The 19,049-nt window shown below is 68.5% G+C and carries 26 protein-coding genes; 2 read left to right on the top strand and 24 right to left on the bottom strand.

Features of this window, described 5'->3' with window-relative positions; translation table 11 throughout:
* Window positions 1–1,848 carry a glutamine--fructose-6-phosphate transaminase (isomerizing) gene (gene glmS, locus ACFVFQ_RS09280; protein WP_383411300.1) on the bottom strand — a complete coding sequence of 616 codons (1,848 nt, stop codon included), beginning with the start codon at window positions 1,846–1,848 and terminating at the stop codon, window positions 1–3.
* Between the two features lie 186 nt (window positions 1,849–2,034).
* Here glmS and coaA point away from each other — a divergent pair, with 186 nt between their 5' ends.
* Window positions 2,035–3,030 (top strand): type I pantothenate kinase, encoded by a 996-nt coding sequence (gene coaA / locus ACFVFQ_RS09275; protein WP_383411297.1) that lies wholly within the window; start codon window positions 2,035–2,037, stop codon window positions 3,028–3,030.
* 69 nt (window positions 3,031–3,099) lie between these two features.
* On the opposite strand, the gene glmM is transcribed toward coaA, so the two are convergent.
* From glmM to rplM, 3 genes are all read right to left on the bottom strand, one after another.
* Window positions 3,100–4,458, bottom strand: coding sequence for a phosphoglucosamine mutase (glmM, locus tag ACFVFQ_RS09270; RefSeq protein ID WP_383411294.1), 1,359 nt, complete (start codon window positions 4,456–4,458; stop codon window positions 3,100–3,102).
* Window positions 4,459–4,577: 119 nt separating this feature from the next.
* Complete coding sequence (rpsI, locus tag ACFVFQ_RS09265) at window positions 4,578–5,087, bottom strand: 30S ribosomal protein S9 (RefSeq protein ID WP_274915091.1); 510 nt, start codon at window positions 5,085–5,087, stop codon at window positions 4,578–4,580.
* 44 nt (window positions 5,088–5,131) lie between these two features.
* Complete coding sequence (gene rplM / locus ACFVFQ_RS09260; RefSeq protein WP_383411291.1) at window positions 5,132–5,575, bottom strand: 50S ribosomal protein L13; 444 nt, start codon at window positions 5,573–5,575, stop codon at window positions 5,132–5,134.
* 406 nt (window positions 5,576–5,981) lie between these two features.
* On the opposite strand from rplM, the gene ACFVFQ_RS09255 reads away from it, so the two are divergent.
* Window positions 5,982–6,842, top strand: coding sequence for a hypothetical protein (locus ACFVFQ_RS09255; RefSeq protein WP_383411288.1), 861 nt, complete (start codon window positions 5,982–5,984; stop codon window positions 6,840–6,842).
* A 65-nt stretch (window positions 6,843–6,907) separates the two neighbouring features.
* On the opposite strand, the gene truA is transcribed toward ACFVFQ_RS09255, so the two are convergent.
* From truA to rplX, 20 genes are all read right to left on the bottom strand, one after another.
* Complete coding sequence (truA, locus tag ACFVFQ_RS09250; RefSeq protein ID WP_383411285.1) at window positions 6,908–7,759, bottom strand: tRNA pseudouridine(38-40) synthase TruA; 852 nt, start codon at window positions 7,757–7,759, stop codon at window positions 6,908–6,910.
* An 84-nt stretch (window positions 7,760–7,843) separates the two neighbouring features.
* Entirely contained in the window at window positions 7,844–8,323 is a 480-nt protein-coding gene (gene rplQ, locus ACFVFQ_RS09245) for a 50S ribosomal protein L17 (RefSeq protein WP_383411282.1), read from the bottom strand.
* A 209-nt stretch (window positions 8,324–8,532) separates the two neighbouring features.
* Complete coding sequence (locus tag ACFVFQ_RS09240) at window positions 8,533–9,555, bottom strand: DNA-directed RNA polymerase subunit alpha (protein WP_274915087.1); 1,023 nt, start codon at window positions 9,553–9,555, stop codon at window positions 8,533–8,535.
* Between the two features lie 108 nt (window positions 9,556–9,663).
* Window positions 9,664–10,290 (bottom strand): 30S ribosomal protein S4, encoded by a 627-nt coding sequence (rpsD, locus tag ACFVFQ_RS09235; RefSeq protein ID WP_383411278.1) that lies wholly within the window; start codon window positions 10,288–10,290, stop codon window positions 9,664–9,666.
* 27 nt (window positions 10,291–10,317) lie between these two features.
* Window positions 10,318–10,722: a 30S ribosomal protein S11 gene (gene rpsK / locus ACFVFQ_RS09230; protein ID WP_004571845.1), complete on the bottom strand. Its 405-nt coding sequence runs from the start codon at window positions 10,720–10,722 to the stop codon at window positions 10,318–10,320.
* Window positions 10,723–10,786: 64 nt separating this feature from the next.
* Window positions 10,787–11,167: a 30S ribosomal protein S13 gene (rpsM, locus tag ACFVFQ_RS09225; protein WP_018538741.1), complete on the bottom strand. Its 381-nt coding sequence runs from the start codon at window positions 11,165–11,167 to the stop codon at window positions 10,787–10,789.
* 198 nt (window positions 11,168–11,365) lie between these two features.
* A complete protein-coding gene (gene rpmJ, locus ACFVFQ_RS09220; protein WP_003956441.1) occupies window positions 11,366–11,479 on the bottom strand; it encodes a 50S ribosomal protein L36 in 114 nt (37 codons plus the stop codon).
* Between the two features lie 59 nt (window positions 11,480–11,538).
* Entirely contained in the window at window positions 11,539–11,760 is a 222-nt protein-coding gene (infA, locus tag ACFVFQ_RS09215; RefSeq protein WP_003956442.1) for a translation initiation factor IF-1, read from the bottom strand.
* A gap of 203 nt (window positions 11,761–11,963) precedes the next feature.
* Window positions 11,964–12,800 carry a type I methionyl aminopeptidase gene (gene map, locus ACFVFQ_RS09210; protein WP_383411273.1) on the bottom strand — a complete coding sequence of 279 codons (837 nt, stop codon included), beginning with the start codon at window positions 12,798–12,800 and terminating at the stop codon, window positions 11,964–11,966.
* Between the two features lie 105 nt (window positions 12,801–12,905).
* Window positions 12,906–13,559: an adenylate kinase gene (locus ACFVFQ_RS09205; protein ID WP_383411270.1), complete on the bottom strand. Its 654-nt coding sequence runs from the start codon at window positions 13,557–13,559 to the stop codon at window positions 12,906–12,908.
* Window positions 13,559–14,872, bottom strand: coding sequence for a preprotein translocase subunit SecY (secY, locus tag ACFVFQ_RS09200; RefSeq protein WP_383411267.1), 1,314 nt, complete (start codon window positions 14,870–14,872; stop codon window positions 13,559–13,561). The genes ACFVFQ_RS09205 and secY overlap by 1 nt, the downstream gene beginning before the upstream one ends.
* Window positions 14,873–15,099: 227 nt before the next feature.
* Window positions 15,100–15,555, bottom strand: coding sequence for a 50S ribosomal protein L15 (rplO, locus tag ACFVFQ_RS09195; protein WP_274915082.1), 456 nt, complete (start codon window positions 15,553–15,555; stop codon window positions 15,100–15,102).
* Between the two features lies 1 nt (window position 15,556).
* Window positions 15,557–15,739 (bottom strand): 50S ribosomal protein L30, encoded by a 183-nt coding sequence (gene rpmD, locus ACFVFQ_RS09190; protein WP_383411262.1) that lies wholly within the window; start codon window positions 15,737–15,739, stop codon window positions 15,557–15,559.
* Window positions 15,736–16,338, bottom strand: coding sequence for a 30S ribosomal protein S5 (rpsE, locus tag ACFVFQ_RS09185; RefSeq protein ID WP_018538747.1), 603 nt, complete (start codon window positions 16,336–16,338; stop codon window positions 15,736–15,738). The genes rpmD and rpsE overlap by 4 nt, the downstream gene beginning before the upstream one ends.
* A gap of 46 nt (window positions 16,339–16,384) precedes the next feature.
* Window positions 16,385–16,768 carry a 50S ribosomal protein L18 gene (gene rplR / locus ACFVFQ_RS09180; protein WP_274915078.1) on the bottom strand — a complete coding sequence of 128 codons (384 nt, stop codon included), beginning with the start codon at window positions 16,766–16,768 and terminating at the stop codon, window positions 16,385–16,387.
* Between the two features lie 3 nt (window positions 16,769–16,771).
* Window positions 16,772–17,311 carry a 50S ribosomal protein L6 gene (gene rplF, locus ACFVFQ_RS09175; protein ID WP_383411258.1) on the bottom strand — a complete coding sequence of 180 codons (540 nt, stop codon included), beginning with the start codon at window positions 17,309–17,311 and terminating at the stop codon, window positions 16,772–16,774.
* A gap of 21 nt (window positions 17,312–17,332) precedes the next feature.
* Complete coding sequence (gene rpsH, locus ACFVFQ_RS09170) at window positions 17,333–17,731, bottom strand: 30S ribosomal protein S8 (RefSeq protein ID WP_274915076.1); 399 nt, start codon at window positions 17,729–17,731, stop codon at window positions 17,333–17,335.
* Window positions 17,732–17,971: 240 nt separating this feature from the next.
* On the bottom strand, window positions 17,972–18,157 hold the full coding sequence (locus tag ACFVFQ_RS09165; protein ID WP_003956452.1) for a type Z 30S ribosomal protein S14: 186 nt from the start codon (window positions 18,155–18,157) through the stop codon (window positions 17,972–17,974).
* 5 nt (window positions 18,158–18,162) lie between these two features.
* A complete protein-coding gene (gene rplE, locus ACFVFQ_RS09160) occupies window positions 18,163–18,723 on the bottom strand; it encodes a 50S ribosomal protein L5 (protein ID WP_274915075.1) in 561 nt (186 codons plus the stop codon).
* Window positions 18,723–19,046, bottom strand: coding sequence for a 50S ribosomal protein L24 (rplX, locus tag ACFVFQ_RS09155; protein WP_274915074.1), 324 nt, complete (start codon window positions 19,044–19,046; stop codon window positions 18,723–18,725). The genes rplE and rplX overlap by 1 nt, the downstream gene beginning before the upstream one ends.
* Window positions 19,047–19,049: the final 3 nt, after the last annotated feature.

Here is a 19,049-nt window from a genome sequence, read left to right as displayed (position 1 = left end):
TCACTCCACCGTGACCGACTTGGCGAGGTTGCGCGGCTGGTCGACCTCGTTGCCGCGGGCGGTGGCCAGCTCGCACGCGAACACCTGGAGCGGTACGGAGGAGACCAGCGGCTGGAGCAACACCGGCGTACGGGGCACCCGGACGAGGTGGTCGGCGTACGGGACCACCGCCTCGTCGCCCTCCTCCGCGATGACGATGGTGCGGGCGCCGCGGGCCCGGATCTCCTGGATGTTGGAGACGATCTTGTCGTGCAGGACGGACCGGCCGCGCGGCGAGGGGACGACCACGACGACCGGGAGGTCCTCCTCGATGAGCGCGATCGGGCCGTGCTTGAGCTCGCCGGCGGCGAAGCCCTCGGCGTGCATGTACGCCAGTTCCTTGAGCTTGAGGGCGCCTTCCAGGGCCACCGGGTAGCCGACGTGCCGGCCCAGGAAGAGCACGGTGTTCTTGTCGGCCAGGGAGCGGGCCAGTTCGCGGACCGGCTCCATGGTGTCGAGCACCTGCTCCACCTGCGTGCCGATGGCGGCCAGTTCGCGGACCACGGCCCGGATCTCGTCGCCCCACTTGGTGCCGCGGACCTGCCCGAGGTACAGCGCGACGAGGTAGACGGCGACGAGTTGGGTCAGGAACGCCTTGGTGGAGGCGACCGCGACCTCCGGGCCGGCGTGGGTGTAGAGCACCGCGTCGGACTCGCGGGGGATCGTCGAACCGTTGGTGTTGCAGATGGCGAGCACCCGCGCGCCCTGTTCGCGGGCGTGCCGCAGCGCCATCAGGGTGTCCATGGTCTCGCCGGACTGGCTGATGGCGATGACCAGCGTGCGGTCGTCGAGGATCGGGTCGCGGTAGCGGAACTCGCTGGCCAGCTCGGTCTCGCAGGGGATCCGCGTCCAGTGCTCGATGGCGTACTTGGCGATCATCCCGGCGTGGTAGGCGGTGCCGCAGGCCACGATGACGACCTTGCTGACCTCGCGCAGCACCGCCGGCGGGATCCGCACCTCGTCCAGCGAGAGGACGCCGGCGCCGTCGACCCGGCCCAGCAGGGTGTCGGCGACCGCCTTCGGCTGCTCGGCGATCTCCTTGAGCATGAAGTAGTCGTAGCCGCCCTTCTCGGCGGCGGAGGCGTCCCAGTCGACGTGGTAGGCGCGGACCTCGGCGGGCGCGCCGTCGAAGTCGGTGACCGTCACGCCGTCCCGGCGGAGCTCGACGACCTGGTCCTGGCCGAGTTCGACGGCCTCCCGGGTGTGCGCGATGAACGCCGCCACGTCGGAGGCGAGAAACGCCTCGTCCTCGCCGATGCCCACCACCAGCGGGGAGTTGCGGCGCGCCCCGACGACCAGGTCCGGCGCGTCGGCGTGCACCGCGACGAGGGTGAAGGCGCCCTCCAGTCGCCGGCACGTCTGCCGCATCGCCTCGGGCAGTTCGCCGCACGAGGAGTACGCCTCGGCGAGCAGGTGCGCGACCACCTCGGTGTCGGTCTCGGAGGTCAACGCGTGGCCGCGGTCGGTGAGTTCGGCGCGCAGCGCGGCGAAGTTCTCGATGATGCCGTTGTGGACGACGGACACCCGGCCGGCGTTGTCCAGGTGCGGGTGCGCGTTGACGTCCGTCGGGCCGCCGTGCGTGGCCCACCGGGTGTGGCCGATGCCGACCGTGCCCGAGGGCAGCGGCCGATCGGCCAACTCCTTCTCCAGATTGGCCAGTTTCCCGGCCTTCTTGGCCGCCGCCAGACCCCCGTCGGCCAGGACCGCGACGCCGGCCGAGTCGTAGCCGCGGTACTCCAGCCGCTTCAGCCCGGCCAGCACCACCTCTAGGGCGCTCTGCCCGCCCACGTAACCCACGATTCCGCACATGGGGGGCAGCCTACGCGCCGGCCTCGACCCCGCGCCGTACGGGCGCGCGCCGCGGCCCGGCCCCGGAATCCCCCGCCCTGGCCCGCTCCCGGCGCGGGTCGCGCGGACCCGCAGGTCGGACCGTGCGGGCCGGCCGCACCGCCACCCCGCCGCGGCCCGCCCGCCCGCGCGGCGGACAATGGGCCCGTGTCTTTGACGACGGATCCGCACGCGCACCCACGACGCCGCACCGACAGCTCGCCGTACGTCGATCTGACGCGCGCGGAGTGGAGCGCCCTACGGGAGAAGACCCCGCTGCCGTTGACCGCCGAGGAGGTCGAGCAACTGCGCGGCCTCGGCGACGTCATCGACCTCGACGAGGTGCGCGACGTCTACCTCCCGCTGTCCCGGCTGCTCAACCTCTACGTCGGCGCCACCAGCAATCTGCGCGGCGCGCTCAACACCTTCCTGGACGACACCGGCAACGGCCACGGCTCGCAGCCCGGCACCCCGTTCGTGATAGGCGTGGCCGGCAGCGTCGCAGTCGGCAAGTCCACCACCGCCCGGCTGCTCCAGGCGCTGTTGGCCCGCTGGCCGGAGCATCCGCGGGTGGAGCTGATCACCACCGACGGCTTCCTCTACCCCAACGCCGAGCTGCACCGGCGTGGCCTGATGTCCCGTAAGGGCTTCCCGGAGTCCTACGACCGTCGGGCGCTGACCCGCTTCGTCGCGGACGTGAAGTCGGGCCGGGCGGAGGTCACCGCGCCGGTCTACTCGCACCTGATCTACGACATCGTGCCCGACGAGCGGCTGACCGTGCACCGGCCGGACATCCTGATCGTCGAGGGGCTCAACGTCCTCCAGCCGGCGCTGCCCGGCAAGGACGGCCGCACCCGGCTGGGCCTGGCCGACTTCTTCGACTTCTCGGTCTACGTGGACGCCCGGTCCGAGGACATCGAGCGCTGGTACCTCGGCCGCTTCCGCAAGCTGCGTCAGACGGCGTTCCAGAACCCGTTCTCGTACTTCCGCAAGTACACCCAGGTCTCCGAGGAGGAGGCGCTGGACTACGCGCGGATGATGTGGCGCACCATCAACCGCCCCAACCTGGAGCAGAACGTGGCGCCCACCCGCGGCCGCGCCAACCTGGTGCTCCGCAAGGGCCCGGACCACAAGGTGCAGCGGCTGTCCCTGCGGAAGCTGTAGACAACGCGGCGGGGGCGCCCGGGCGGCGGCAGAACTGCCGCCGGGGCGCCCCCGCCGTCCGTAACTCCGTTACCCCAGAGCGGACTTGACCGCGTCGGCAAGCCGCTGGGCGACCGCCCGCGCCTGCTCGATGTCGGCGGCCTCGACCATCACCCGCACCAGCGGCTCGGTGCCCGACGGCCGCAGCAGCACCCGACCGGTGGCGCCCAGCTCCCGCTCCGCCTCGGCGACCGCCGCGGACACCTCGGGGGAGCTGCCCACCCGGGACTTGTCGACGTCGGGCACGTTGATGAGGATCTGCGGCAGCCGCTCCATGACGCCGGCGAGCTCGGCCAGGGTCCGGCCGGTCGCGGCGACCCGGGCCGCCAGCATCAGGCCGGTCAGCGTCCCATCGCCGGTGGTGGCGTGGTCCAACACGATGACGTGCCCGGACTGCTCGCCGCCCAGCGCGAAGCCGTGGGCCTTCATCTCCTCCAGGACGTAGCGGTCGCCGACCGCGGTCTGGACGAGGGCGATGCCGGCGCGCTCCATGGCCAGCTTGAAGCCGAGGTTGGACATGACGGTGGCGACGACGGTGTCCTCGCGCAGCGTGCCGGCCTCGTGCATGCCGAGCGCCAGGACGGAGAGGATCTGGTCGCCGTCGACCTCGTTGCCGGCGTGGTCCACGGCCAGGCAGCGGTCGGCGTCACCGTCGTGGGCCACGCCCAGGTCCGCGCCGTGCTCGACGACGGCGGCGCGCAGCTTGTCGAGGTGGGTGGAGCCGCAACCGTCGTTGATGTTCAGGCCGTTGGGCTCGGTGCCGAGGGTGATGACCTCGGCGCCGGCCCGCGCGAACGCCTCGGGCGAGACCCGGGCCGCCGCGCCGTGCGCCCCGTCGATGACGATCTTCAGCCCGTCCAGGCGGTTGGGCAACACGCCGACCAGGTGCGCGACGTACTTGTCGAAGCCCTCGTCGTAGTCGGTGACCCGGCCGACGCCGGAGCCGGTGGGCCGCTCCCACGGCTCGCCGGAGCTGTGTGCCCGGTAGGTCTCCTCGATCCGGTCCTCCAGCTCGTCGGCCAGCTTGTGGCCGCCGCGCGCGAAGAACTTGATGCCGTTGTCGGGCATCGGGTTGTGGCTGGCGGAGAGCATCACGCCCAGGTCGGCGCCGAGCGCCCCGGTCAGGTACGCGACCGCCGGGGTCGGCAGCACGCCCACCCGCAGCACGTCCACCCCGGCGCTGGCCAGGCCCGCGACCACCGCGGCCTCCAGGAACTCACCGGACGCCCGCGGATCGCGGCCGACCACGGCCGTCGGCCGGTGCCCTGCAAACGTCCCCGCCTCGGCCAGCACGTGTGCCGCCGCGACCGACAGGCCGAGCGCCAGCTCCGCCGTCAGGTCCGCATTGGCGACGCCGCGCACACCGTCCGTGCCGAAGAGTCGTCCCACTGGTGTCCTCCATTGCGATCCACCAGGCGCCGTCCCGGGCGCCTGCCACCGAGTGTCTAAACGACCGCCCCGGCAGCACACAGCGTGCCGCCGGGGCGAACGTGACGTACGGGCAGCGATTAGCGCTTGCTGTACTGCGGCGCCTTGCGGGCCTTCTTGAGACCGGCCTTCTTGCGCTCGACCGCACGGTCGTCACGCTTGAGGAACCCGGCCTTCTTCAGGGCGGGACGGTTGGCGTCCACGTCCGCCTCGTTCAGCGCACGGGCCACGCCGAGGCGCAGCGCACCGGCCTGGCCGGAGATGCCGCCGCCGGCGATGCGGGCGATGACGTCGTAGCGGTTGTCCAGTTCGAGCACCTTGAAGGGCTCGTTGACTTCCTGCTGGTGCACCTTGTTGGGGAAGTAGCCCTCAAGGGTGCGGCCGTTGATCTTCCACTGGCCGGTGCCCGGGACGATCCGGACGCGGGCGATGGCGTTCTTGCGGCGGCCCAGGCCGGCGGCCGGCTGCGGCTCACCGAAGCGGGACGCGAGGGACTCGGAGGTGTACTCGCCCTCCACGACCTCGGTCTCGGTGGTGTACTGCTCGACCTCGACCTCGTCCAGCGGGGTCTCGGGGGTGGTCTCAGCCACGATGCTCCTCAGATTCTCTCTGTCGTCTTAGGGGGTGGCCGGACTTACTGCGCGACCTGGGTGATCTCGAACGGGACCGGCTGCTGAGCAGCGTGCGGGTGCTCGGCACCCGCGTAGACCTTCAGCTTCGAGAGCATCTGACGGCCGAGGGTGTTCTTGGGGAGCATGCCCTTGATGGCCTTCTCGACGGCCTTCTCGGGGTTCTTGTCCAGCAGCTCGTCGTAGCGGACGGAGCGCAGACCACCCGGGAAGCCGGAGTGGCGGTAGGCCATCTTCTGGGTGCGCTTGTTGCCGGAGAGGTGCACCTTGTCGGCGTTGATGATGATGACGAAGTCACCCGTGTCAACGTGAGGGGCGTAAACCGGCTTGTGCTTACCCCGCAGGAGGGTGGCGGCCTGGCTGGCCAGGCGGCCCAGGACGACGTCCTGCGCGTCGATGATGTGCCACTGGCGCTGAACGTCGCCGGGCTTGGGGCTGTACGTACGCACGTCTTAGCCTTCGCTTCGTGAGTTGGGTATCCCCTGGTCCTGACGGACCGCGGGGAAGGGTCCTGTCCTGGCACCACGGCCACTCACACAGCCAGGCGGCACTACGGGCGACGCAACCCGATCGTCCACTGCTGGTCAGCGGCCCTGTAAGCCGGCGTAAGGCCCCTCACGTGAGATGGAGCAAGCCCATACGCATAACGAACTAGCAGGATACTGACCCGACCCCGTACGGGTCAAAACACGCACCGGACGGACGTGCGACCTGCCCCTTCTCCCCCACCGGCCGCGCGGCCGAGCCCCTCGCCACGACCGCCTCCGTCGCCGCCCCCCACAGGCCGCGGGGCCCTTCGCACAGGAAGCACTCCGGCCCCCCACACGGACGCGCGTGCGCATTAAGATGCGCGGCATGAGTTTTGGGCAAGGGGGGCCGTTCGGCGGCCAGGGGGATTCCACCCCGAACTGGGAGGCGCTGGCCGACGAGAGCGAGGCCCGCAACCGCCGCAAGCGCTGGCTGATGATCGGCGGCGGCGCGATCGCCGCGCTCGCGGTCGCCGGCATCGTGGCCGCCGCCGTGATCACCAGCAGCGGCCCCTCCGACGGCAACCCCTCGGCCCACCCCAGCACGTCCGGCCAGTCCGCCCTGCCGGACGACAAGCCGTCCTTCCCCGACGTCTCGGTCCCGCCGCCGCCCAACCCGCAGGACTACATCTCCGACCCCAAGAAGGACACCGCGCCGCTCAATCCGGACACCCTCTTCCCGCAGCGGACCATGGTCGTCGGCGAGCACAGCTACGCGAAGACGACCGCGGCCAGCACCGGCGACTGCACCGCCGGCGCCCAGGGCGCCCTGGTCTCCTCGCTCAGCCACAACGGCTGCAAGCAGCTGCTGCGCGCCACGTACACCAAGGGCGGGGTCGCGGTCACCATCGGCGTCGCGGTCTTCGACTCCCCCGCCAAGGCCACCGCGGTGATGAACGAGAGCAAGCCCAACCTCATGCCGCTGCCCGGCGGCGAGGTCCCCGCCAACTTCTGCCAGGGCAGCAAGTGCCGGATGACCACCAACGCCACCGGCCGCTACGCCTACTTCACCATCGCCGGCTTCACCAACGGCAAGGACGTCGGCGGCAACGACGCCTCCCAGCAGATCAGCCGGGACGGCGGGGCCTACGCCTTCACGCAGATCGCCCAGCGCGGCAAGGACCAGGCCGCCAAGGCCGCCGCGGAGCAGCTCAAGGAGGCCGAGCGGAAGGCCGGCCGGACCTCCTGACGCGTAGCACGCCGTAGCGCCGGCCCGCCCGCCGTGGCGGCGCGGGCAGGCCGTTTGGAGGGGCCTCAGCAGCAGCAGCCCGACGGCAGCGACCGCTTGTTGCGCGCCTCCTTGTTGCGGGCCATCAGCAGCTCGTCGGCCGGGTACCCGACCTCCTCCAGCGTCAGCCCGTGCGGCCGCACCACGTGCACCGCGGAATCCCGCACCCCGGCGGCCAACACCTTCCCCGGCCAGTCCACCGGCCGGTGCCCGTCGCCGACGAACAGCAGCGCCCCCACCAGCGACCGCACCATGTTGTGGCAGAACGCGTCCGCCCGCACCGTCGCCGTGACGATCCCGTCCGCGCCCCGCTCCCAACTCAGCTCCTGGAGCGTGCGGATGGTGGTCGCGCCGTCCCGCCGCTTGCAGTACGCGGCGAAGTCGTGCTCCCCCAGCAGCGCCCGGGACGCCTCGTTCATCGCCGCCACGTCCAGGTCCCAGTCGTGCCACAGCACGTGCCCGCGCAACAGCGGATCGACGCCGCCGTGCTGGTCGCAGACCCGGTACGCGTAGCGCCGCCAGATCGCCGAGAACCGGGCGTTGAAACCGTAGGGCGCCTCGGTGACCCGCCACACCCGGACGTCCTTGGGCAGCCGCCCGGCCAGCCGGCGCAGCAGCTTGTCGGCGTGCTCGGCCCACAGCTCGGCCGGCAGGTCCACGTGCGCCACCTGCCCGCGCGCGTGCACCCCGGCGTCGGTCCGCCCGGCGACGGTGAGCTCGTAGGTCTCGCCGGACCGCGTCACGGTCCGGATCGCGTCCTCCAACTCCCCCTGGACCGTGCGCCGTTCGCGCTGTTTGGCCCACCCGGAGAACTCCGTACCGTCGTACGACAGATCCAGCCGCACCCGGACGAACCCGGGCTCCACTTCGTCACTCACACCAGCAATCCTCTCAGGCCGGGCGCAGACGAAAGCGGGCCCGCCCCCAGGGGGGCGGACCCGCTCACCGCTTCAGCGCCGGACTCAGGCGTCCTTCGCAGCCTTGTCAGCCGCATCCGCGGCGGGCTCGGCGGCGGCCTCGTCGGCCTCCTTCACCGCGCGCTTGGTCGCGGCCTCGGCCTCGGCAACGGTCGCCTTCTTGGCGATCTCGCCCTCGACCAGCTCGATGACGGCCATCGGGGCGTTGTCACCACGGCGGTTGCCGATCTTGGTGATGCGGGTGTAGCCACCCGGACGCTCCGAGAACCGCGGCGCGATCTCGGTGAAGAGCGTGTGCACGACGCTCTTGTCCGTGATCAGCTCCATGACCTGACGACGGTTGTGCAGGTCGCCCTTCTTCGCCTTGGTCACCAGACGCTCGGCGAACGGACGCAGACGACGGGCCTTGGCCTCGGTCGTGGTGATGCGGCCGTGCTCGAAGAGGTTGGTCGCCAGGTTCCGCAGGAGCGCCTTCTCGTGCGAAGCGCTGCCGCCCAGACGGGCACCCTTGGTGGGCTTCGGCATGGTGTTTCTCCTTCATTGCTGCACCGGCCGTATCAGGTACCGGTGTCAGTTCCCACGAGGCGGCCGCCCCGCGGAAGTCACAAGCCGGCCCGAGCGTCGCGAGGACGCCCGAGCCGGAAAATCTCAGCCCGTCCGGCGTTTGAGGACAAAGCCTCAGCCGGACACGGCGGGACAGTCGAGCACGCTCGACCACCCCGCCGTCAGGGCGATCAGTACTGCTCGGTCTCCACGAAGCCCTGGTCCGCGTCGTCGTCCGCACCGAACGCGTCGGCGGCGGCGGTCGGGTCGAACCCGGGGGGCGAGTCCTTCAGGGCCAGGCCCATGCCGGCCAGCTTCGCCTTGACCTCGTCGATCGACTTCGCACCGAAGTTGCGGATGTCGAGCAGGTCCGCCTCGGACCGGGCCACGAGCTCACCCACGGAGTGGATGCCCTCGCGCTTGAGGCAGTTGTAGGAGCGGACGGTGAGCTCCAGCTCCTCGATCGGCAGCGCCAGGTCGGCGGCGAGCGCGGCGTCCGTCGGGGACGGGCCCATGTCGATGCCCTCGGCGTCGATGTTCAGCTCGCGGGCGAGACCGAACAGCTCCACCAGGGTCTTACCGGCCGAGGCCATGGCGTCGCGCGGACGCATCGCCTGCTTGGTCTCGACGTCGACGATCAGCTTGTCGAAGTCGGTGCGCTGCTCGACACGGGTCGCCTCGACCTTGTACGTGACCTTGAGCACCGGCGAGTAGATCGAGTCGACCGGGATGCGGCCGATCTCCTGGCCGACCTGCTTGTTCTGGACGGCGGAGACGTAGCCGCGACCGCGCTCGACGGTCAGCTCCATCTCCAGCTTGCCCTTGCCGTTCAGCGTGGCCAGGACCAGGTCGGGGTTGTGCACCTCGACACCGGCCGGCGGCGCGATGTCGGCGGCGGTGACGACGCCGGGGCCCTGCTTGCGCAGGTACATCACGACCGGCTCGTCGTGCTCCGAGGAGACGACCAGCTGCTTGATGTTGAGGATCAGGTCGGTGACGTCTTCCTTGACGCCGGGCACGGTGGTGAACTCGTGCAGCACGCCGTCGATGCGGATGGACGTGACCGCCGCACCCGGGATCGAGGAGAGCAGGGTCCGGCGAAGGGAGTTGCCGAGGGTGTAACCGAAGCCCGGCTCCAGCGGCTCGATCACGAACCGGGAGCGGTACTCGTCGACGACCTCTTCGGTCAACGAGGGACGCTGAGCGATCAGCATGGTGTGTTTCCTTCAGTCGTGGACGCCCGCTATTTGACGTCCGCTGTACTGACAAGGGTACGGGCGGCACGGCGCCATCGGCTCCGTACCGCCCCCACCGGTCAGCTCTTACTTGGAGTAGAGCTCGACGATCAGCTGCTCCTGCACCTGGGTGTCGATCACCTGGCGCTCGGGCAGGCTGTGCACGAGGATCCGCAGCTGCCCGGGGACCGCCTCCAGCCACGCCGGAACGGTCTTCTCGCCGGCCTCGGCCTTGGCCACCTCGAAGGGGGTCAGGGCGCGAGAGCCCTCGCGGACCTCGATGACGTCGTGCACGGCCACGCGCGCCGACGGGATGTCGGTCTTGCGGCCGTTGACCTGGATGTGTCCGTGACGGACCAGCTGACGAGCGTGGTCGCGGGACTTGGCGAAGCCGGCCCGGTAGATCACGTTGTCGAGACGGGTCTCAAGGATGCGCAGAAGGTTCTCACCGGTCTTGCCGGACTTCTGGTTCGCTTCCTTGTAGTAGTTCACGAACTGCTTCTCAAGGACGCCGTAGATGCGGCTGCACTTCTGCTTCTCGCGCAGCTGCAGCAGGTACTCGCTGTCCTTGGTGCGCCCGCGACCGTGCTCACCCGGGGGGTAAGGACGGATCTCGATCGGGCACTTTGCGCTCTCGCACTTGCTCCCCTTGAGGAAGAGCTTCTGCTTCTCCCGACGGCAACGCTTGCAGTCGGCCCCGGTGTAACGCGCCATTGTCTAGTTGTCTCCTACTTCAGTGGGTCAGACGCGGCGACGCTTGGGCGGGCGGCATCCGTTGTGCGGGGTGGGGGTGACGTCCTGGATGGAGCCCACCTCAAGGCCGGTCGCCTGCAGCGAACGGATGGCGGTCTCGCGGCCCGAGCCCGGGCCCTTGACGAAGACGTCGACCTTGCGCATGCCGTGCTCCTGCGCGCGGCGGGCGGCCGACTCGGCGGCCATCTGCGCGGCGAAGGGGGTGGACTTGCGCGAGCCCTTGAAGCCGACGTGGCCGGCAGAGGCCCAAGAGATCACGTTCCCGGTCGGGTCGGTGATCGAGACGATCGTGTTGTTGAACGTGCTCTTGATGTGAGCGTGCCCGTGGGCGACGTTCTTCTTCTCCTTGCGGCGCACCTTCTTGGCGCCGGCCGTACGGCCCTTCGGAGGCATTCAATAACTCCCGTGGAGGTGGTCGGTCCTACAGCGAAGACCGCTGGCGGGGTCCTGCTGAGGACTACTTCTTGCCCGGCTTCTTCTTGCCGGCGATCGCGCGACGCGGACCCTTGCGGGTACGGGCGTTCGTGCTGGTGCGCTGACCGTGCACCGGCAGGCCGCGGCGGTGACGCAGACCCTGGTAGCAGCCGATCTCGACCTTGCGGCGGATGTCGGCCTGGATCTCGCGACGGAGGTCACCCTCGGTCTTGAGGTTGTTGTCCACGTACTCGCGGATCTTGACGAGGTCTTCCTCGGTCAGGTCGCGGACCCGGGTGTCCGGGTTCACGCCGGTCGCGGCGAGGGTCTGCTCCGAGAGCGTCCGCCCAATGCCGAAAACGTAGGTGAGGCCGACCACCACACGCTTGTCGCGCGGGAGGTCAACGCCTGCGAGGCGTGCCATTGATGTGGCTCCTGATGGCTATTCGGAGGTCTTCCGCAGCACCGTTCCCGTAAGACTCTGCGGCATTACGAGCCGGGTCCCCGGCCTCCGAGCCGGGGGTGTCGTCCCCTCACGCCGGGCGCGGGGGTCGGGTGACTGCGTATGTACGTGTACTTCGTGCGTCGCGCGAACTGCGAAGTTGCAGGTGGTCGGCGTGCGTCAGCCCTGGCGCTGCTTGTGGCGCAGGTTGTCGCAGATGACCATGACCCGGCCGTGGCGGCGGATCACCTTGCACTTGTCGCAGATCTTCTTGACGCTCGGCTTGACCTTCATGGGTGTGAGGTTCTCCGGGTCAGTGCCAATGCCCCACGGGAGCGGGGCTTCGACAAGATCTACTTGTAGCGGTAGACGATTCGGCCACGCGTCAGGTCGTAGGGAGAGAGCTCCACGACGACCCGGTCATCCGGGAGGATACGGATGTAGTGCATCCGCATCTTGCCGCTGATGTGCGCGAGGACCTTGTGACCGTTCTGGAGCTCCACCTTGAACATTGCGTTCGGCAGAGACTCGATCACGGTGCCCTCAATCTCGATGGCACCTTGCTTCTTGGCCACGCTTCGCCTTTCGGATCGGCTACCTTGATCGACTCATGTGCACGTCGGCCGTGAGATGTGCTGGCAATGCTTCAACATTGCCCCCTATCTCCAGGCACACGGATGCACGAGAGCCGACGCGTCAGTCTACGTCAGTGCCTGAGAAAAGACGAATCCAGGGTTATTGCCCGCAGACCAAGATCCTTACGCGCCAAGGCCAGTTACTAGCCCAGGGGGTCCGGCGCCGCGGTGATGCCGAGGGAGGCCAGCTTGGCCTTGCCGCCGTCCGGCGCGGTCAGCACCAGCGGGCCGTCCTCGGTGAGCGCGACCGAGTGCTCCCAGTGCGAGGACCAGCTGCCGTCGTTGGTCTTGACCGTCCAGTCGTCGTCCAGGACGTGGGTCTTGGCGGTGCCGAGGTTGACCATCGGCTCGATGGCGATGCAGAAGCCGGGCACCAGCTTCGGGCCCCGGCCGCGCTTGCGGTCGACGTAGTTCAACAGGTGCGGGTCCATGTGCATCTGCGAGCCGATGCCGTGGCCGCCGTAGTCCTCGACGATGCCGTACTTGCCGCTGGACGGCCGGGGTTGGCGACGGATGTAGCCCTCGATCGCCTTGGAGATGTCCACCAGCCGGTTGCCCTTGGCGACCGCGGCGATGCCGGCCCACATCGACTCCTCGGTGACCCGGCTGAGTTCAACCAGCTCGGCGGAGTGGCCGGAGCCGACGAAGGCGGTGTACGCCGCGTCGCCGTGCCAACCGTCGACGATCGCGCCGCAGTCGATGGAGATGATGTCGCCGTCGGCCAGCACCGTGTCGGCGGACGGAATGCCGTGCACCACAACGTCGTTGACCGAGGTGCAGATCGTGGCGGGGAAGCCGCCGTAGCCCAGGAAGTTGGACTTCGAGCCGTGCTCGGCGAGCACCTTGCGCGCGGCCTCGTCCAGGTCCTTGGTGGTGGCGCCCGGCACCGCGACCTCACGGGTCGCGGCGTGAATGGCGGCGACCACCAGCCCCGCCTCGCGCATCTTCGCGATCTGCGCGGGGTTCTTGATCTCCAGCATGCCGGTGCCTACCGCCTTCGCTCTCGTTCGCGGGTCCGTCCCGCCGACCCAACACTACGGCCGCGGCGCCCGTGTGGGACACCGCGGCCGTACCGAGTTGCTCGCTTATTCGCCGCGGCCCAGGGCGTGCAACGCCCGCTGGGTGACCTCCGCGACCTTGCCGAGGGCCGGGATCGTGACGACCAGGTCCTGGGCCTTGTAGTAGTCGATGATCGGCTCGGTCTCCGAGTGGTAGACCTCCAGCCGCTTGCGGACGGTGTCCTCGCGGTCGTCCTCACGCTGGTACAGCTCGCCGCCGCACGCGTCGCAAACGCCCTCGACCTTGGGCTGGTTGTACTCGACGTGGAAGACGTGGCTGGAGTCCTTGCGGCAGATCCGCCGGCCGGCGATCCGCTTGACCACCTCGTCCTCGGGGACCTCCAGGTCCAGCACCGCGTCCAACTTCAGGCCCTGGCCCCGGAGATACGCGTCCAGCGCCTCGGCCTGACCGAGGTTGCGCGGGAACCCGTCCAGCAGGAAGCCCTCGGCCGCGTCGCCCTGCTCCATGCGGTCCTCGGCCATCCCGATGGTGACCGAGTCCGGAACGAGGTTGCCGGCGTCCATGTAGGACTTGGCCTCGACGCCCAGGGGCGTGCCCTGAGAGATGTTGGCCCGGAACAGGTCCCCCGTGGAGATGTGCGGGATCGCCAGGTCCTTGGCGAGGTACGCGGCCTGCGTACCCTTACCGGCTCCCGGGGGTCCGACGAGGACGATTCGCATCAGCGGAGGAACCCTTCGTAGTTGCGCTGCTGAAGCTGGCTCTCAATCTGCTTCACGGTCTCCAGACCCACACCCACGATGATCAGGATGCTCGTCCCGCCGAACGGGAAGTTCTGGTTCGCGTTGAACAGCACCAACGCCACTGTTGGTACGAGCGCGATCAGCCCCAGGTACAGCGAGCCCGGCCACGTGATCCGGTTGAGCACGTAGCTGAGGTACTCGGCCGTCGGGCGACCAGCCCGGATGCCCGGGATGAAGCCACCATACTTCTTCATGTTGTCGGCAACTTCTTCGGGGTTGAAGCTGATGGCCACGTAGAAGAAGGCGAAGAAAACGATGAGCAAGAAGTACGCGGCGATGTAAACCGGGTGATTTCCCTTGGTGAAGTTGCTGGCGATCCACCGCGCCCAGCCCGCGTTGGATCCGCTGAACTGAGCGATCAGGGCCGGGATGTAGAGCAACGATGACGCGAAGATGACGGGAATCACACCCGCCTGGTTCACCTTCAGCGGGATGTACGTGGACGTACCGCCGTAAGACCGGCGACCGATCATGCGCTTCGCGTACTGCACCGGGATCCGCCGCTGCGCCTGCTCGACGAAGACCACCAGGGCGACCATCGCCAGGCCCACCACGATCACCGAGAAGAACTCGATCCAGCCGTCGGCCAGCTTGCCGGTCAGCTTGATCTGCCACAGCGCGCCCGGGAAGCCGGCGGCGATCGAGATGAACATCAGGATCGACATGCCGTTGCCGATGCCGCGGTCGGTGACCAGCTCGCCGAGCCACATGATCAGGCAGGTGCCGGCGGTCATCGTGATCACCATCGTGATGGTGGTGAAGATCGAGTCGTTGGGCACGATCTGGCTGGCGACCGGGCAGCTCTGGAAGAGCGCGCCGCTGCGGGCGGTGGCCACCAGGCCGGTGCCCTGCAACACGGCCAGCGCCACGGTCAGATAGCGGGTGTACTGGGTGATCTTCGCCTGGCCGGACTGCCCCTCCTTCTTGAGGGCCTCCAGCCTGGGGATCACCACGGTCAGCAGCTGGAGGATGATGCTCGCCGTGATGTACGGCATGATCCCCAGCGCGAAGATCGTGATCTGCAGCAGCGCTCCACCGCTGAACATGTTCACCAGGGCGAACAACCCGCTGTTGCCGCCGGCCTGCTTCATGCAGGTCTCGACGTTCGCGTAGTTCACCCCTGGGACCGGGACGTGCGCCCCGATCCGGTAGAGCACGATGATGCCCAGTGTGAACAGCAGCTTCTTGCGCAGGTCGGGCGTCTTGAACGCTCGGGCGAACGCGGTGAGCACGGTGCCTCCTGCGCCCCCCGCCCCATGCGGTCGGGAGGTGACGGTCTTGAGGATCGACGAATTAGCGGCTGTACCGCGCGGATTCGGCCCGCACGGCGGGTGCCGGGGGCGGCCCCCCGGACAAATCAAACAGTGCAGGCCACCTTACCGGCGACCGTACCCCCGTGGAACGACCAACCGGGGATGCCCCAATCGATGGGCATCCCCGGTCAGTTGAACCAACGAACTCAGAGGAGTTCGGTGACGCTGCCACCAGCAGCGGTGATCTTCTCCTTGGCGGAACCGGAGACGGAGTCAACCGTCACCTGGAGCGCCACGGAGATCTCGCCCTGGCCCAGGACCTTGACGAGCTCGTTCTTGCGCACCGCGCCCTTGGCGACCAGGTCGGCCACCGTGACCTCGCCACCCTGCGGGTAGAGCGCGGCCAGCTTCTCCAGGTTCACGACCTGGAACTGCTTGTGGGCGGGGTTCTTGAAGCCCTTCAGCTTCGGGAGGCGCATGTGGAGGGGCATCTGCCCACCCTCGAAGCGCTCCGGAACCTGGTAACGGGCCTTGGTGCCCTTGGTACCACGACCAGCGGTCTTACCCTTGGACGCCTCACCACGACCGACACGGGTCTTGGCGGTCTTGGCGCCCGGGGCGGGCCGGAGGTTGTGGACCTTCAGCGGGTTGGTCTCCGCCATGTCAGTCGACCTCCTCGACCGTCACCAGGTGACGCACGGTGTGGACCATGCCGACGACCTCGGGACGGGCATCCCGGACGACGCTGTCGTTCAGGCGCTTGAGGCCGAGCGAACGGAGCGTGTCACGGTGGTTCTGCTTGCTACCGATGTAGGACTTGGTCTGGGTGATCTTGATGCGCATCACGCACTCACCCCGGCACGCGCCCGCAGCAGAGCGGCGGGAGCAACGTCCTCCAGCGGCAGACCACGACGGGCGGCGATCTCCTCGGGCCGCTGCAGGCCCTTGAGCGCCTCCACCGTGGCGTGCACGATGTTGATCGGGTTCGACGAACCGAGCGACTTGCTCAGCACGTCGTGGATGCCCGCGCACTCCAGGACGGCGCGCACCGGGCCACCGGCGATCACACCGGTACCGGGGGAAGCCGGCTTGAGCAGGACGACGCCCGCAGCCTTCTCGCCCTGGATCGGGTGCGGAACGGTACCGGCGATACGGGGGACCTTGAAGAAGTTCTTCTTGGCCTCTTCCACGCCCTTGGCGATGGCAGCCGGAACTTCCTTGGCCTTGCCGTAACCGACACCTACGGTGCCGTCACCGTCGCCCACCACGACGAGCGCGGTGAAGCTGAAGCGACGACCACCCTTGACAACCTTGGCGACGCGGTTGATCGCGACAACGCGCTCAACGTACGCGGTCTTCTCGGCGGCAGCGCCACCGTCGCGACCCTTCCGGTCCCGCCGCTCGCCGCCACCGGCACCGCTCCCGCGGCGCTGGGGTCCAGCCATTGGAATTACCTCTCTCTGTTACGTCCGCTAGCTCCGGAACCGGGGCTTAGAACTTCAGCCCGGCTTCGCGGGCGGCGTCGGCCAGAGCGGCAATCCGCCCGGCGTACTGCTTGCCACCGCGGTCGAACACGACGGCCTCGACACCGGCGGCCTTGGCACGCTCGGCGACCAGGGCGCCAACCTTCTGGGCCTGGGCGCTCTTGTCGCCCTCGCCACCACGGATCGACGCGTCCAGGGTCGACGCCGACGCCAGGGTGTGACCCTGAACGTCGTCGATGACCTGGGCGAAGATGCCGCGGTTCGATCGCGTCACGACCAGACGGGGGCGCTCCTGCGTACCCGAAATCCGCTTACGGATGCGGATGTGGCGACGCTTGGCGGCAGCGCGCTTGTAGGCGTTGCCCTTAGCGATCTTCACACCGTATGCCATGGCTTACTTACCCGCCTTTCCGACCTTGCGGCGGATGACTTCGCCCTCGTACTTGACGCCCTTGGCCTTGTACGGGTCGGGCTTCCGCAGCTTGCGGATGTTCGCGGCGACCTCGCCGACCTTCTGCTTGTCGATGCCCTCGACGCTGAACTTCGTCGGCGACTCGACCTTGAAGGAGATGCCCTCGGGCGCCTCGATCAGGATCGGGTGGCTGTAGCCCAGGGAGAACTCCAGGTTGGAGCCCTTGGCCTGGACGCGGTAACCGACACCGCTGATCTCAAGCTTCTTCGCGTAGCCCTGGGTCACGCCGGTGATCATGTTCGCCACCAGCGTGCGGGACAGGCCGTGCAGGGCCTTGTTCTGACGCTCGTCGTTCGGACGGGAGACGGCGATGGCGCCGTCCTCACCCTTGGCGACCTCGATGGGCGCCGCGACGGTGTGCGAAAGGGCGCCCTTGGGGCCCTTCACGTTGACCGTGCGGCCCTCGATGGTGACGTCCACACCAGCGGGAACCTGGATGGGCAGCTTGCCAATGCGCGACATTAGCTATTCCTCCGTTCCCTGTTACCAGACGTAGGCGAGGACTTCCCCACCCACGCCCTTCTTCTGCGCCTGCTGGCCGGTCAGGAGACCGTGGGACGTGGAGATGATCGCCACGCCCAGGCCACCGAGGACCCGCGGCAGGTTGGTGGACTTGGCGTAGACCCGCAGACCCGGCTTCGAGATCCGCTTGATGCCGGCGATCGAGCGCTCGCGGTTCGGGCCGAACTTGAGCTCCAGGACGAGGTTCTTGCCAACCTCGGCGTCCTCGACGCGCCAGCCGGTGATGTAACCCTCCTGCTGGAGGATCTCCGCGATGTGCGACTTGATCTTGCTGTGCGGCATCAACACGGTGTCGTGGTATGCCGAGTTCGCGTTCCGCAGACGGGTCAGCATGTCTGCGATGGGATCAGTCATGGTCATGAATTGGCCTTCGGCCTCTCTCGCCGGGGTTTCCTATCTGCGCCATCCCTCTCCCCGATCAGGGTCGGGACGGGTGCGGCACGGGGACCTACGGCGTAGTAAGCGACGTTATGCGGGTGGGTACCCGCGGTCGGTCTCGGGCGGCGGGGCGCCCAAACCCTTCCAGCGTACGGGAAGTAAGTCCGGGCGCCCGCCGACCGATTGCTTACCGAGAGCCTCCGGTAATCCCCAACTGGGGGATTACCAGGAGCTCTTGGTCACGCCCGGCAGCTCGCCACGGTGAGCCATCTCACGAAGGCACACGCGGCAGAGGCCGAACTTGCGGTAAACGGAGTGCGGACGGCCGCAGCGCTGGCAGCGGGTGTACGCGCGCACACCGAACTTCGGCTTGCGAGCAGCCTTGGCAATCAGAGCCTTCTTCGCCATCTCGCTCACGCCTCCTTGAACGGGAAGCCGAGGTGACGAAGGAGGGCGCGGCCCTCGTCGTCGTTGGTCGCCGTGGTGACCACGGTGATGTCCATACCCCGGGTGCGGTCGATCTTGTCCTGGTCGATCTCGTGGAACATGACCTGCTCGGTGAGACCGAAGGTGTAGTTGCCCCGACCGTCGAACTGCTTCGGGGACAGACCACGGAAGTCGCGGATGCGCGGCAGCGCCAGCGACAGCAGGCGGTCCAGGAACTCCCACATGCGGTCACCACGCAGGGTGACGTGGGCGCCGATCGGCTGGCCCTCGCGCAGCTTGAACTGCGCGATGGACTTCCGGGCCTTGGTGACGGCCGGCTTCTGGCCGGTGATCGTGGTGAGGTCGCGCACGGCGCCCTCGATCAGCTTGGAGTCGCGGGCGGCGTCGCCCACACCCATGTTGACCACGATCTTGGTCAGACCGGGGATCTGCATGACGTTCTCGTAGGAGAACTCGTCCTTCAGCTTCCCGGCGATCTCTTCGCGGTAGCGCGTCTTCAGACGCGGCGCGTTGGTGGTGGCAGTCATCAGATGTCCTCACCGGTCCGCTTGGCAACGCGGATCTTGTTGCCCTCGTCGTCGAAGCGGTACCCGACGCGGGTGACGACCTTGTTGCCGTCCTTCTCCACGACCAGCTGAACGTTGCTGACGTGGATGGGGGCCTCGGTCGTCACGATGCCGCCGGTCTGCGACCCACGAGCGGTCTGTCCGGCCTTGGTGTGCTTCTTGACCCGGTTGACACCCTCGACCAGGACGCGGTCCTCGCGGGGGTAGGCCGCGATGACCTTGCCCTGCTTGCCCTTGTCCTTACCGGTGATGACCTGGACCAGGTCGCCCTTCTTGATCTTCATCGG

This window comes from Streptomyces sp. NPDC057743 (assembly GCF_042798755.1).
Lineage (GTDB): Bacteria > Actinomycetota > Actinomycetes > Streptomycetales > Streptomycetaceae > Streptomyces.
This window is presented reverse-complemented; position numbering and strand designations above follow the sequence as displayed.